The 13,236-nt window shown below is 63.6% G+C and carries 16 protein-coding genes; 9 read left to right on the top strand and 7 right to left on the bottom strand.

The features are described 5' to 3' along the window. Positions 1–53 precede the first annotated feature (53 nt). Positions 54–1,190, top strand: a complete 1,137-nt coding sequence (locus tag AABE10_RS08345) for a PA0069 family radical SAM protein (protein WP_342932793.1) — start codon at positions 54–56, stop codon at positions 1,188–1,190. Between the two features lie 8 nt (positions 1,191–1,198). Here the strand turns inward: AABE10_RS08345 and AABE10_RS08350 are convergent, their stop codons facing one another. Beyond that, a complete protein-coding gene (locus AABE10_RS08350) occupies positions 1,199–1,666 on the bottom strand; it encodes an NINE protein (RefSeq protein ID WP_342932794.1) in 468 nt (155 codons plus the stop codon). Between the two features lie 442 nt (positions 1,667–2,108). Here AABE10_RS08350 and rpsP point away from each other — a divergent pair, with 442 nt between their 5' ends. From rpsP to AABE10_RS08380, 6 genes are all read left to right on the top strand, one after another. Then, the gene (gene rpsP, locus AABE10_RS08355; RefSeq protein WP_006476550.1) at positions 2,109–2,363 is read left to right on the top strand and encodes a 30S ribosomal protein S16; all 255 of its coding nucleotides are present in this window, start codon (positions 2,109–2,111) and stop codon (positions 2,361–2,363) included. A gap of 94 nt (positions 2,364–2,457) precedes the next feature. Beyond that, entirely contained in the window at positions 2,458–3,150 is a 693-nt protein-coding gene (rimM, locus tag AABE10_RS08360; RefSeq protein ID WP_342932795.1) for a ribosome maturation factor RimM, read from the top strand. Positions 3,151–3,174: 24 nt separating this feature from the next. Next, positions 3,175–3,942 (top strand): tRNA (guanosine(37)-N1)-methyltransferase TrmD, encoded by a 768-nt coding sequence (trmD, locus tag AABE10_RS08365; protein WP_342932796.1) that lies wholly within the window; start codon positions 3,175–3,177, stop codon positions 3,940–3,942. Between the two features lie 147 nt (positions 3,943–4,089). After that, the gene (rplS, locus tag AABE10_RS08370; RefSeq protein WP_087738977.1) at positions 4,090–4,479 is read left to right on the top strand and encodes a 50S ribosomal protein L19; all 390 of its coding nucleotides are present in this window, start codon (positions 4,090–4,092) and stop codon (positions 4,477–4,479) included. A gap of 91 nt (positions 4,480–4,570) precedes the next feature. After that, positions 4,571–5,278 (top strand): CoA pyrophosphatase, encoded by a 708-nt coding sequence (locus AABE10_RS08375; protein ID WP_342932797.1) that lies wholly within the window; start codon positions 4,571–4,573, stop codon positions 5,276–5,278. Between the two features lie 154 nt (positions 5,279–5,432). Continuing rightward, positions 5,433–6,371: a CobD/CbiB family protein gene (locus tag AABE10_RS08380; protein WP_342932798.1), complete on the top strand. Its 939-nt coding sequence runs from the start codon at positions 5,433–5,435 to the stop codon at positions 6,369–6,371. An 80-nt stretch (positions 6,372–6,451) separates the two neighbouring features. On the opposite strand, the gene AABE10_RS08385 is transcribed toward AABE10_RS08380, so the two are convergent. The 3 genes from AABE10_RS08385 to AABE10_RS08395 are packed head-to-tail and all read right to left on the bottom strand — an operon-like array spanning position 6,452 to position 8,992. Further along, a complete protein-coding gene (locus AABE10_RS08385; protein WP_342933089.1) occupies positions 6,452–6,772 on the bottom strand; it encodes a putative signal transducing protein in 321 nt (106 codons plus the stop codon). Positions 6,773–6,782: 10 nt separating this feature from the next. Then, on the bottom strand, positions 6,783–7,736 hold the full coding sequence (gene rsgA, locus AABE10_RS08390; protein WP_342932799.1) for a ribosome small subunit-dependent GTPase A: 954 nt from the start codon (positions 7,734–7,736) through the stop codon (positions 6,783–6,785). After that, positions 7,733–8,992 (bottom strand): M48 family metallopeptidase, encoded by a 1,260-nt coding sequence (locus AABE10_RS08395; RefSeq protein WP_342932800.1) that lies wholly within the window; start codon positions 8,990–8,992, stop codon positions 7,733–7,735. Before AABE10_RS08395 ends, rsgA begins: the two co-directional genes overlap by 4 nt. A gap of 129 nt (positions 8,993–9,121) precedes the next feature. Between AABE10_RS08395 and orn the strand changes: the two genes are divergently transcribed. Beyond that, positions 9,122–9,736 (top strand): oligoribonuclease, encoded by a 615-nt coding sequence (gene orn, locus AABE10_RS08400; RefSeq protein ID WP_342932801.1) that lies wholly within the window; start codon positions 9,122–9,124, stop codon positions 9,734–9,736. A 2-nt stretch (positions 9,737–9,738) separates the two neighbouring features. Here the strand turns inward: orn and mog are convergent, their stop codons facing one another. Beyond that, positions 9,739–10,365, bottom strand: a complete 627-nt coding sequence (gene mog / locus AABE10_RS08405) for a molybdopterin adenylyltransferase (RefSeq protein ID WP_342932802.1) — start codon at positions 10,363–10,365, stop codon at positions 9,739–9,741. After that, a complete protein-coding gene (gene yjgA / locus AABE10_RS08410) occupies positions 10,346–10,954 on the bottom strand; it encodes a ribosome biogenesis factor YjgA (protein ID WP_342932803.1) in 609 nt (202 codons plus the stop codon). The genes mog and yjgA overlap by 20 nt, the downstream gene beginning before the upstream one ends. Positions 10,955–11,195: 241 nt before the next feature. On the opposite strand from yjgA, the gene pmbA reads away from it, so the two are divergent. Next, positions 11,196–12,566: a metalloprotease PmbA gene (pmbA, locus tag AABE10_RS08415; RefSeq protein WP_342932804.1), complete on the top strand. Its 1,371-nt coding sequence runs from the start codon at positions 11,196–11,198 to the stop codon at positions 12,564–12,566. A 95-nt stretch (positions 12,567–12,661) separates the two neighbouring features. Here pmbA and AABE10_RS08420 read toward each other — a convergent pair whose 3' ends face one another. Further along, positions 12,662–13,162, bottom strand: coding sequence for a dihydrofolate reductase (locus AABE10_RS08420; RefSeq protein WP_342932805.1), 501 nt, complete (start codon positions 13,160–13,162; stop codon positions 12,662–12,664). Positions 13,163–13,236 lie beyond the last annotated feature (74 nt).

The raw sequence follows: 13,236 nt of genomic DNA on the forward strand, positions 1-13,236 counted from the left end.
GCCGTAAACACTGTATATTTGTACAGTATTCAGCGCTGCTTTTGACGTGTGCCGTGACCGATTACGACCGAGACATCCCCGAATTTCCGATCGCGCCGCCCGCTCCGCGCAAGGGGCGGGGCGCGGTGACGAACTTGCAGGGCCGCTATGAAGTGGACCAGCGCGAGGCGGTCGACGACGGCTGGATTGCGCCGCCAGAAGACGAGAGTGGCCGGCACGCGCTGCGCACGCAGATCTTCGAGGAGCGCGCGAAGAGCATCCTCACGCATAACCAGTCGCCGGATATTCCCTTCAGCGTATCGCTGAATCCGTATCGCGGCTGCGAGCACGGCTGCATCTATTGCTTTGCGCGTCCCACGCACAGCTATCTGGGGCTGTCGCCGGGCCTCGATTTCGAAAGCCGGATTTACGCGAAGGTCAACGCGCCCGAACTGCTCGCGCGCGAAATGGCGAAGAAGTCGTATGTACCGGAACCGATCGCGCTCGGCGTGAATACGGACGCATGGCAGCCTGCCGAACGCGATTTGCAGCTGACGCGGCGCGTGATCCAGGTGATGAGTGACCATAACCAGCCGTTCGCGGCGATCACCAAGAACTCGCTGATCGAGCGCGATATCGACCTGCTCGCGCCGATGGCGGAGAAAGGGCTGACGATGGCGGCCATCACGATTACGACGCTCGATGCCGACATCGCACGCACGCTCGAACCGCGCGCCGCGACGCCTTCGCGGCGGCTCAGAACGATCCGAACGCTCGCGGATGCGGGAATTCCCGTTGGCGTCAGCATCGCGCCCGTGGTTCCGTTCGTCACGGAGCCGGATATGGAGCGTGTGCTCGAAGCGTGCGCGCAAGCGGGGGCGACGAGCGCGAGCTATATCGTGTTGCGTCTGCCATGGGAAGTCGCGCCGCTCTTCAAGGATTGGCTTGCAGCGCATTTTCCGGATCGCGCCGACCGCGTGATGAGCCGCGTACACGATATGCGCGGCGGCAAGGACTACGATTCGTCGTTCTCGACGCGGATGAAGGGCGAGGGACTATGGGCCGATCTGCTCCGGCAACGCTTTGCGAACGCGGTGCGGCGTCTGGGCTTGAATGCGCGCAACCACGGCATTCTCGACATGTCGCATTTCAAGCGGATCGAGCCGCCCAAGCCGGTCGCACCGGAAACGTCCCAGCTAAGCCTTTTCTGACGGAGCGACTACTGCGAGATCGCTTTCGCGGCTTCCACCTGAGATTCGAAATACGTCTGGAACGACAGCGCGAGACCCGTCATCAGCAGGAATGCGCCGATCAGCAGCGAAAAGATCACGATGAAGACGACGGTCCAGCCGGACTGGCTTCGACGTCCCGTTTGCGCGTTGAACTGCGCGTCCCATTTTTCATCCGGGCGCAGGCCATAGACGATCGCAGCCAGAAATGCCGCGAGTATCGACACGGCGCCGGGAACGGCGAGCATCCAGCCGGTGATCGACGCGCGTTCGGTTGCGGCGAGCAGCAGGAAGCCAGGAATGCCGATGATCGTCCCGACGATGTGAGCCCAGCCCCATGCGTCGCGCGCTCCGTACAAATAGAAGCGATGCGCGCCGAGCGTGCCGAAGAAAAATGCAAGCGCGGCGGTGACGGTCTTCGAGCGAAAGCGCGAGTGATGCGTAGCGACGGTGGCCATGAACGTAATCGACAGGGTAACGGGCGGCGTGGCTGCGCATACGACGCACAGCGCGACGCGCATTCTACGCCGCCCGTTGTCCGCGCGGCACTTGCGATGGCTTATGCCCGGCTTGCGTCCCGGCCGAGAGCTATACGACAGAGCAGATCATCAAAAACCGACAGCGCCGAAGCGAAAAGGATCAGAATACGCATCCGGCGCCCGGAATCGTGGCGCGTACGCGACGGCGCTGCGAGCAGTGCGGAATCCAGTGCTAGAACGGGCTTCGCGGCTCTCCAGTCAGCCGGCTCGGACTGTTTCGTGCTCGTGCGTGCAGCCGGTGCGCGCGTCCCGCGCGACCCCGTTGCCCGGTTTATCCCGCTAAGTGTTTGTTGTGGTTTCGGTTTCGGGATATAATCGCGTGTTTCAGTAGTTTCGAACCCCGGTTTTCAAGGATTCTAGTATGGTCATCATCCGCTTGGCTCGTGGCGGCTCGAAGAAGCGCCCGTTCTACAACATCGTCGCAACCGATTCGCGTAACCGTCGTGACGGCCGCTTCATCGAGCGCGTTGGCTTCTACAACCCGGTCGCTACGAAGGGTGAGTCGCTGCGCATCGCTCAAGACCGCCTGACGTACTGGCAAGGCGTTGGCGCGCAACTGTCGCCGACCGTCCAGCGTCTGGTGAAGGAAGCGCAAAAGGCGCAACCGGCTGCGTAATGCAGTTTCAAGGTGCATCGTCGGCTCGTGCAGCATTGGTTCTGCGCGAGTCTGGGGTGTACGAGTTTGACGTATGCAGGCTTGAGGTTCGCTGATGTCGGAGCGTGATTCGGATAGTTCAGGTCGCGCGAAGGCGAAACCCCAGCCGACCGCGCGGGCATCATTCGGCGCATTTGTCCGCAAGCCGGTCGAGCGGCCCGCAAAGGTCGACGCCGCGCAGGAAATGCGCGCTGAGTCGGCGGAGAGTTGGCCCGACGATGCAATCGAAGTCGGCGCAATCGTCGATGCATACGGTCTCAAAGGCTGGGTGAAGGTGGCCGCGCATGCGGACGCCGGTCAGGGCGGCGACGCCTTGCTCAACGCCAAACGCTGGTGGCTCGAAAAAGGTCACGAACGTAAATCGGCGCCCTGTCTGCAGTCGAAGATTCATGGCGACAGCATCGTTGCGCATCTGGGCGGCGTGGCCGACCGCGATGTCGCGCTCGCGTTACGCGGTCATCGTGTCTACGTGCGCCGCAGCGACTTTCCTGCGCTCGAAGCCGACGAGTATTACTGGGTCGATCTGCTGGGCCTCGATGTCGTCAACGAGGCGGGCGTCGAACTCGGCAAAGTGGCAGATCTGATCGACAACGGTGCGCAGTCGGTGTTGCGCATCGAGTATCCGGCTACCGGCAAAGACGGCAAGCCGGTCACCGGCGAGCGCTTGATCCCGTTCGTCGGCGTCTATGTCAAGACGGTGGATCAGGCGGCGAAGAAGATCGTCGTCGACTGGGACGCCGATTACTAGAACGTTCGCTTCACGGAGAGAGCGATGCAATTCGATATCGTTACGCTCTTTCCCGAGATGTTTCGCGCGCTGACCGACTGGGGCATTACCAGCCGCGCGGCGAAACAGCAGCGTTATGGGTTGCGCACGTGGAATCCGCGTGATTTCACGACCGACAACTACCGGACCGTCGATGATCGCCCTTACGGCGGAGGCCCAGGCATGGTGATGCTGGCGAGGCCGCTCGAAGATGCGATCGACGCCGCGAAAGTGGCGCAGGCGGAGCAGGGCATCAGTGGCGCGCGCGTGGTGATGATGTCGCCGCAGGGCGCTACGCTGAATCACGACAAGGTGATGCGCTTTTCCACAGAGCCCGGTTTGATCGTGCTGTGCGGCCGCTACGAGGCGATCGATCAGCGTCTGATCGACCGTGTCGTCGACGAAGAAGTGAGCCTCGGCGACTTCGTGCTGTCGGGTGGAGAGCTTCCCGCCATGGCGTTGATCGACGCCGTCGTGCGTCATCTGCCGGGCGTGCTGAACGATGCGCAGTCGGCCGTGCAGGATAGCTTTGTCGATGGTTTGCTGGATTGCCCGCATTACACGCGTCCCGAGGAATACAGCGGCGTACGCGTGCCCGATGTACTGCTCGGCGGCCATCATGCGGAAATCGAGCAGTGGCGGCGGCGCGAAGCGCTGCGCAACACGCTCGTCAAACGGCCAGATCTGATTGAGCGGGCCAGAAAGAACAAGTTGTTGAGCCGTGCCGATGAGGCATGGCTCGCAAATCTCGCCAAGGAAGCCGCGAAGCATTGAGTTTTCGCGCGACGAGGCGGGATCCAGGCGGAGCCGTCCATGCGTGGCCGGTTCCAGATGTGAACCCATCCTCTATCGGGGCCGTAGCCGGGCGCGCGTAGCGCGAGGCAGGTACGAACGCCGACAAGATGGCATTAGGAGTCAGTGATGAATCTGATTGCAAAACTCGAGCAGGAAGAAATCGAGCGCGTGCTCGCAGGCAAGACCATTCCCGAATTCGCTCCCGGCGATACGGTGGTTGTGAACGTGAACGTGGTTGAAGGTAACCGCAAGCGCGTTCAGGCCTACGAAGGCGTCGTGATCGCGAAGCGCAACCGTGGCCTCAACTCGTCGTTCATTGTCCGCAAGATTTCGTCGGGCGAAGGCGTCGAGCGTACGTTCCAGACGTATTCGCCGCTGCTGGCAAGCATCGTCGTCAAGCGTCGTGGCGATGTGCGCCGTGCAAAGCTGTACTACCTGCGCGAGCGTTCGGGCAAGTCGGCTCGAATCAAAGAGAAGCTGGTGTCGAAAGACCGCGCTGCAGCTGCTCAGCAATAAATGCTGTAAAGAAAGCACCCTTCACGGGTGCTTTTTTCTTTGCCAGGTCAAAATAGCGTTATGTCCCACAAGCGCTGGTTCGAGAATTCCATTGACCGCCCCCTCACGTCCCGCCCGTCCCGTATTTGACCCTGAAGCTTTGCCTGTCGAGGCGACAGATGACGATCTGCCCGCCGTCGTCTCCGAACGCCTGACGCCTGATGGCCTGCGCACACGCTTCGAGCAGAACCTGCCGTGGGAGCAGGAGACGCGCGAAGTGCGCTGGCGCGAAACGGGCGATCCGCGTGTAGCGGCGGTGCTGGTGCCGCTCGTCGTTCGCGATGAGGGCCTGAGCGTGCTGCTCACGTTGCGCGCCGATCATCTCAACGATCATGCAGGGCAGGTCAGCTTCCCCGGCGGCCGTCACGAACCCGCCGACGCCACCGTGACGGCAACGGCGCTGCGCGAAGCGCAGGAAGAAGTCGGCCTCGATCCGTCTCGCGTCGAAGTGCTCGGCGCGTTGCCCGAGTATCTGACGGGCACGGGCTTTCGCGTGACGCCTGTCGTCGGTCTCGTTCATCCGCCGTTTTCGGTCAAGGCCGATTCGTTCGAAGTCGCGGAAATCTTCGAAGTGCCGCTGCGCTTTCTGATGGAGCCGAGCAATCATCAGGTGCGCGTACTGCGCTGGGAAGGCGGCGAGCGTCGTTTTTTTGCAATGCCGTATCCGCGCGGCACGCCAGGCGGAACGGGCAGCCAATACTTCATCTGGGGCGCAACGGCGGGCATGTTGCGCAATTTCTATCGCTTTCTCGCCGCTTGACGCGCAGCGGCGCGCGCCGCGCGGGGCCGACCGTAGTGCGTCTGTAATCGCGGCCTCTCAGCCTCATCCGGCCCTGTGCTATCGTTATGACCAATTCCGATAGCTCGGCAAGACAGAATCGCTCGTCAAGAACTCGAATAGCACGGCGCCTCGCATGACTTTTTTCTCCGTATTGTTGGCCCTCATCCTCGAACAGGTGCGCGCGCTGTCGCCGAACAATCCCGTTGCGGCACTCCTTCAATATCACGCGGAATCAACGGCGCACGGTTTCGATGCCGGCAAGGAAAAGCATGGCTTCCTTGCGTGGCTGGTCGTCGTACTGCCGTGGACGCTCGTCGTCGGCCTGATCTATTTCGTGCTGTACGAGATTCACTTCGTGCTCGCGTTCCTGTGGAACGTCGCGGTGCTGTACTTTACGCTCGGCTTCCGCCAGTTCAGCCACTATTTCACGGATATCCATCTGTCGTTGAACAACGACGACGTGCCGCGCGCCCGCGAAATCCTCAACGAATGGACGGGGATCGATACCGTCGACATGCCCGTCAGTGAGATCGTGCGTCACACGCTGATTCATGCCGTGGTCGCGTCGCATCGCCATGTGTTCGGCGTGTTCTTCTGGTTCCTGATTCCCGTCGGCCCGGCGGGCGCGGTGCTGTACCGCACGGCCGAGTATCTGGCGCGCGCCTGGTCGCAGCCCGCCGACGACCGGACCGTTGCATTTTCCACGTTCGCGCAGCGCGCGTTCTTCGTGATCGACTGGATTCCGGCGCGCCTGACGTCGCTGGGCTTTGCGATCGTCGGCAACTTCGAGGACGCGATCTATGCGTGGCGCAACCATACGCGCCAATGGCCCGATACGAATGACGGCGTGTTGCTCGCTGCCGGCAGCGGCGCACTGGGCGCGCGCCTCGCGGGCCCGCTCGCCGAAGTGTCGAGCCTCGATGCGCTGGCGACGGGCGACGGCGGCCCGATGACCGTCGGCGACGACTGCACGCCGCGCACGTTGCAGTCGGCAGTGGGCCTCGTGTGGCGGGCCGTCATCCTGTGGATGATCCTGCTGCTGATGCTGACCATCGCGGTCTGGCTTGCCTGAACGCCAACGCCGATCGCAAGCGCGAAAAGCCAACCCGAAAAACTAAACGCCAACCCGCATAGGGCACGCTGAACGCGCCTTCAGCCTTCCAGAGGATCGCGCGCCGTTCCGCAATTCCAGCACACGGTGAACTGCGCTTCGAGCCATTCGCCGCAATGCGCGCAGCGCCATCCCGGCGCATTCGCGGCAGGCCCGTTGCGCGCCGCGTCGATCACTTTTCTCGCCAGCATCTCGTCGCGTTCGTCGACGAGCCACAGTTCCGGCGCGCACTGATCCGCTGGAATCTCGCCGATCGCGCCGCTCAGATAGCGGTTGTGCAATTCGCACGCGATGCCCGCCGCGGCGAGCAGATTGACCCAATGCTGTCCGATCACGACATTCGGCGCGCGCATCAGCTTCATCATGATCGGCTCAGCGGACGATCTGGCTCGCCTCGTGCACGAGCTGCGCATAGAGCGCGTGCCGCTCCTTCGCGATGCGGCCATCGGCGACCGCTTCGAGAATCGCGCAGCCCGGCTCGTGCAGATGATGGCAGTTGTAGAAGCGGCAATTCGGCAAGAGCGGCCTGAACTCCGGAAACGCGCGTTCGAGCTTGCCTTCCGTCAGATGGTGCAGGCCGAATTCCTGGAAGCCCGGCGAGTCGATCAACGCGCCTTCGCCGCCGGGAAGCGGGTAGAGGCGCGTGAACGTGGTCGTGTGACGGCCGCTGTTGAGCGCCGTCGAGATTTCGCGCGTCGCCACTTCGGCATCGGGAATCAGCAGATTCACGAGCGTCGACTTGCCCATGCCCGACTGGCCGAGCAGCAGCGTCGAATGCCCGTGCAGATGTTCGGCGAGCGTTTCGCGGGCGCCTTCCTGCTGCGTCTTGATCGACACTTCGAGCACGGTATAGCCGAGCCCGCGATAGAGTTCGAGCCGCTTGCGCGCGAGCGGCAGCGCGGCCTCGACGTCGATCTTGTTCAGCACGATCAGCGGCTTCAGTTCGTTCTCTTCCGCGGCGACGAGCGCGCGTCCGAGCAGGTCTTCGCTGAAATGCGGCTCGGTCGCGAGCACGATCAGCAGCTGATCGAGATTCGCCGCGAAGAGCTTCGACTTGTACTGATCCGACCGATAGAGCAGGTTGCGCCGCTCGCCGATCTCGACGATCACGCCCTGATCGGCGGAAGTCGGCTCGTACAGCACCTGGTCGCCGACGGCAATCTCGCTGCGCTTGCCGCGTGGAAAGCATTGCAGCATCGCGCCGCCGTCCTCGGGCGCGACGATGTAGTGACGGCCATGCGCGGCGATCACGAGACCGCGCGTGCGTTCCTGCGCTCGCTCGCTGGCGGCTGCCGCGCGCAGCGCTTTCGGTGAGCGGCCGCTCATGCGTGACGCAGCAGCCGGTCGATCCGCTGCGAGGCGGGCGGATGCGAGTAGTAAAACGCCGTGTAGAGCGGATCGGGCGTGAGCGTCGACGCGTTGTCCTCGTACAGTTTCACGAGCGCGTTGACGAGATCCCTCGCGTCCGTCTGCGTTGCCGCGAACGCGTCGGCTTCGAACTCGTGCTTGCGCGAGCTGAGGCTGCCGAGCGGCGTCACGAAGAACAGGAACACGGGCACCGCGAGGAAAAACAGCACGAGCGCGAGCCCATCGTTGCTGCCCGTCATCGACGGCTGCACGCCGAGGCCTTCGAAGAACCACGTGCGCTGCGCGAGCCAGCCGAGCAGCGCGAGCATCGCAAGGCTGATCGCGAACGTGACGATCATCCGCTTGATCACATGGCGGCGCTTGAAGTGGCCGAGCTCGTGCGCGAGCACCGCTTCGATTTCGCTGCCCGACAGGCGCGAGAGCAGCGTATCGAAGAACACGATGCGCTTGGACGAGCCGAAGCCGGTGAAATACGCATTGCCGTGCGCGGAGCGGCGGCTGCCGTCCATCACGAACAGGCCCTTCGCGGCGAAGCCGCAGCGCTTCATCAGCGCGTCGATGCGATGAACGAGCGCTTCATCTCTCAGCGGCTCGAACTTGTTGAACATCGGCGCGATGAAGGTCGGGTAGAGGACCAGCACTAGCATCTGGAACACGACCCAGACGACCCACGCCCACCACCACCAGTACGCGCCCGCCTGGTTCATCAGCCACAGCACGACGAACAGCAGCGGAAGGCCGAACGCGGCGCCGAGCAGCACGCCCTTGATGCGGTCGACGAAGAAGATGCGCTTCGTCATCCGGTTGAAGCCGAAGCGCTGTTCGATCACGAACTGGCGGTAGTAGTCGAACGGCAGGTCGACGGCGCTCGTGATCGCGATCACGACTGCGACCAGTGCGATCTGCCCGACATAGCCCTGGCCGAACCAGTCGCCGACGGCGATATCGAGAATCTGCACGCCGCCGAGCAGCGTGAGCAGGATCAGCACGGCCGCGCTGACGACGATCTCCATCATCGTCAGCCGCGTGCGTTCGATGGTGTAGTCGGCGGCGCGCTGATGCGCGGCGAGAGCGATCGTGCCCGCGAACTGCTGCGGCACCCTGTCACGGTGCGCCGCGACGAAGCGGACCTGGCGCGACGCGAGCCAGAGCTTCATGCCGACCATCGCCGCCACGGCGATCACGAACAGAACAGTGAAGTACAGAGTAGGCATCCGGGGAATCCGTGGGTTCTATGCGAGAATTATATGTTTGTTCCTGTCTGCGGGCGGGAGCGCGACATCGTTGGCCATTGCGGGTGTCGCCTGACCCACTCGCGCCGTTCCAAACCAAGGTTGCCTTCAATGACTGACATTCTCGAATCCGTCGATCAGCCGCCGCTCGTGCGCAGCGACATGAACCTCGTCTGGCTCGACATGGAAATGACGGGGCTCGATCCCGACAACGACCGCATCATCGAAATCGCTGTCGTCGTGACCAATTCGACGCTCGATAAAGTCGTCGAAGGCCCGGTGCTCGCGATCCATCAGAGCGACGAAACGCTCGCCAAGATGGACGACTGGAACAAGAACACGCACGGCCGTTCGGGGCTGATCGACCGCGTGCGCGCGTCGACGGTGACGGAAGCCGACGCGACAGAGCAGATTCGCGTGTTCCTCGGCCAGTGCGTGCCGCCCGGCAAGTCGCCGATGTGCGGCAACTCGATCTGCCAGGACCGCCGTTTCATGGCGCGCTGGATGCCCGAACTCGAGACGTTCTTCCACTACCGCAACCTCGACGTCAGCACGCTGAAGGAACTGTGCCGCCGCTGGCAACCGGCGATCTACAAGGGTTTCCAGAAGCGCGCGATGCATACGGCGCTCGCCGACATCCACGAATCGATCGACGAACTGCGCTACTACCGCGAGCATTTCCTGATCCCGGCCGCGGGCACGGCCGCCGACGCGCCAGCCAAATAAAATCAGCCCTGCCGTGGAGCGCGTATCGCGCTCTTCGGCCGGAAAGCCGTCACGACGTCGGCGTTCGTCTCGATGTACGGGCCGCCGATCAGGTCGATGCAATACGGCACGGCGGCGAAAATGCCCGGCACCTTCACTTTGCCTGCCTCGTCACGCAGGCCTTCCAGTGTTTCCCTGATCGACTTCGGCTGCCCCGGCAGATTGATGATCAGCGCGGCGCGTCCGGCCGTCTCGCGGATCACGGCCACCTGACGCGACAGGATCGCCGTCGGCACGAAGTTCAGGCTGATCTGCCGCATCTGCTCGCCGAAGCCCGGCATTTCTTTCGTCCCGGCCGCGAGCGTCGCCTCGGGCGTCACGTCGCGGCGCGCGGGGCCCGTGCCGCCCGTCGTCAGCACGAGATCGCAGCCTGCTTCGTCGACGAGTTCGATCAGCGTCTTCGTGATGGTCGGCGCGTCGTCCTGGATCAGGCGCGTTTCCGTGCGAAACGGCGACGTGAGCGCGCTGCCGAGCCACTCCTGCAACGAAGGTATGCCCTTGTCCTCGTAGACGCCCGTGCTTGCGCGGTCGCTGATCGATACAAGGCCGACGATCAGCTCGTCGGGATGATTACGCGTGGGAATCGTCATCGTCGTCGTCCGGCTCGTGGGTAGCGGCTTCGTCGTCGTCCGCGCCGGCGCCGTTTGCGTTCTTGATCCACTGGAACAGCTCGCGGAAATAGCGCGGTGGCTTGCCTTGCTGCACTTCCTTGCGCGCATTGCGGATCAGCGTGCGGCCCTGCTGCGGATCGGCATCGGGATGCACACGGATGAACTCCGTCAATGCGGCGTCGTCGGCGAGCAACTGTTCGCGCGTGCGCTCGATCCAGTGCAGGCGCGCCGTTTCGGCCTTGTTGACGCCCTTGTACTTGTCGAGCGCCTCGCGCAGCGCGCCTGTTTCGTCGTCGGTCAGGCCGCGCATCACCTTGCCGACATACTGCATCTGGCGGCGCTTGCCTTCGTGATCGGTGATGCGGCGCGCCTCGCGTATCGCTTCGTCGAGCGCTTCCGGCATCGGCATGCGCTTGAGCGCGTCCTTTGGCAGCGCGGCGAGCTCTTCGCCCAGCGCCTGCAACGCGTGCATTTCGCGCTTCAGTTGCGATTTGCTGGGACGGTCATACCCGTTGTCGTCGTCGACATCGGCGGGTGTCATCGGTTGAATGCGGGTTTTGCGTGTCATGCGCGGTATTGTAACTTGCCGGGCATGTCGCGAAGCCCGCCGCGCGTCGCGCCAACCGCTTCGCACGCGCCGCGCATCGCGTTGCCGCAAGGCATTTGCGAATGCCAGGTGCAGCGGCGTAGAGCTTGCTATGATCGCGGGATGCGTCGGCGCGCAGGCCGGCGAAGCAGGGCAACTTGCAACGACGAACTCTCGCGGGCTTCGGCCCGGACCGCACGGCAACTCAGGACGGCAAACGACAATGGCAGCAGACATGGAAGTCCGGCAACGTTTCTTCCCGCACACGCAGGATGAACTGAAGGAAATCGCCTCCGACATTCTTCGCCACGCAAAGTCGCTCGGCGCATCCGATGCGGCAACCGAAATCTCCGAAGGCGACGGCCTGTCCGTCTCCGTGCGGCGCGGCGAAGTCGAGACGATCGAGCACAACCGCGACAAGATGGTCGGCGTGACGGTCTTCATCGGCAACAAGCGCGGCAACGCGAGTACATCTGACTTTTCTCCCGAAGCGCTGAAGGACACGGTGATGGCCGCGTACAACATCGCGCGCTTCACGGCGGAAGACGACTGCGCGGGGCTCGCCGAAGAAGAGCTGCTCGAAACCGATCCGCGCGATCTCGACCTGTATCACCCCTGGAATCTCGATGCGGACGAAGCCGTCGAACTCGCGCGCCGCGCGGAAGACGCCGCATTCGCCACGAGCCCGCTGATCAAGAACTCGGAAGGCGCGAGCGTATCGGCGCAGCACTCGCAGTTCGTGCTGGGCACGTCGCGCGGCTTTCTCTCGGGCTATCCGTACTCGCGCCATTACGTGGCGTGCGCACCGATTGCGGGCAGCGGCCGCAACATGCAGCGCGACGACTGGTACACGTCGAAGCGCAGCGCAGGCGAGCTGGCCGATCCCGAAGCCGTGGGCCGCTATGCCGCCGAGCGCGCGCTCGCGCGCATGGGTGCGCGCGGACTCGATACGCGCAAGGTGCCGGTGCTGTTCGAGGCGCCGCTCGCGGCAGGCCTGCTCGGCGCGTTCGTGCAGGCGACGAGCGGTGGCGCGCTGTATCGCAAGACGTCGTTTCTCGTCGACAGCCTCGGCAAGCCGGTGTTCGCGCCGCATGTGCAGATCGTCGAAGACCCGCATGTGCCGCGCGCGATGGGCAGCGCGCCGTTCGACGAAGAAGGCGTGCGCACGAAGCAGCGCGCCGTCGTGAAGGACGGCGTCGTCGAAGGTTACTTCCTGTCGACGTACTCGGCGCGCAAGCTCGGCATGCCGACGACGGGCAACGCGGGCGGCTCGCACAACCTCTCGCTGCGCAGCGCGCTCACGCAGGACACGGATGACTTCGAGGAAATGCTGCGCAAGCTCGGCACGGGTCTGCTGCTGACGGAACTGATGGGGCAGGGCGTCAACTACGTGACGGGCGACTATTCGCGCGGCGCGTCGGGCTTCTGGGTCGAGAACGGCAAGATCCAGTACCCGGTCGAGGAGATCACGGTCGCGAGCACGTTGCAGGAAATGTTCCGGCACATCGTCGCGATCGGCGCCGATACGATCGTGCGCGGCACCAAGCAGACGGGCTCGGTGCTGATCGAGCGGATGACTGTCGCGGGGCAGTGAGCTCGCAGCAGGTTTCAAAGACGCGCTTCAAAAACGCAAAAGCCACGGAAGCAATTCCGTGGCTTTTTTCTTTGCAGCCGGCAGCGGCCAGAGGCTCAACGCGCCTTGCGCCGATACGTCACGAACGCATATTCGAAGTCGTTCGGCTCTTTCGCGCGATGCGTCTCGCGCGCGACTTCTTCCCACTGCGCGGCATCGGGCGCGGGGAACGTCGCATCGCCTTCGAAGTCCGCGTGAATCTCGGTGACGATCATCTTGTCCGCGCGCCGCAAGCCTTCTTCGTACAGCTGCGCGCCGCCGATCAGGAACGCCTCCGATGCGTTGTCGCGCGCCGCGAGCGCCAGTGCGTCGTCGAGATTCGTGACGGTATCGCAGCCGGCGAACTGGCGCTGTGCATCGCGTGTGACGACGATGTTGCGCCGTCCCGGCAGCACGCGGCCAATCGATTCGTGCGTCTTGCGGCCCATCACGATGGGCGCGCCCATCGTCGTGCGCTTGAAGAAAGCGAGGTCTTCGGGAAGCCGCCAGGGCAGCTGGTTGTCACGGCCGATCACGCCATTGCGGGCGCGAGCGACGATCAGGGTGAGCGTCGTCATGCGAGAGAGTATGGAACGGGTAGCGGAAAGCGGAAGCCGATTCTACCCGAGCGCGCGCCGCCCGGCCCGGAACG

It is taken from the genome of Paraburkholderia diazotrophica, assembly GCF_038900755.1.
Classification (GTDB): domain Bacteria; phylum Pseudomonadota; class Gammaproteobacteria; order Burkholderiales; family Burkholderiaceae; genus Paraburkholderia; species Paraburkholderia diazotrophica_A.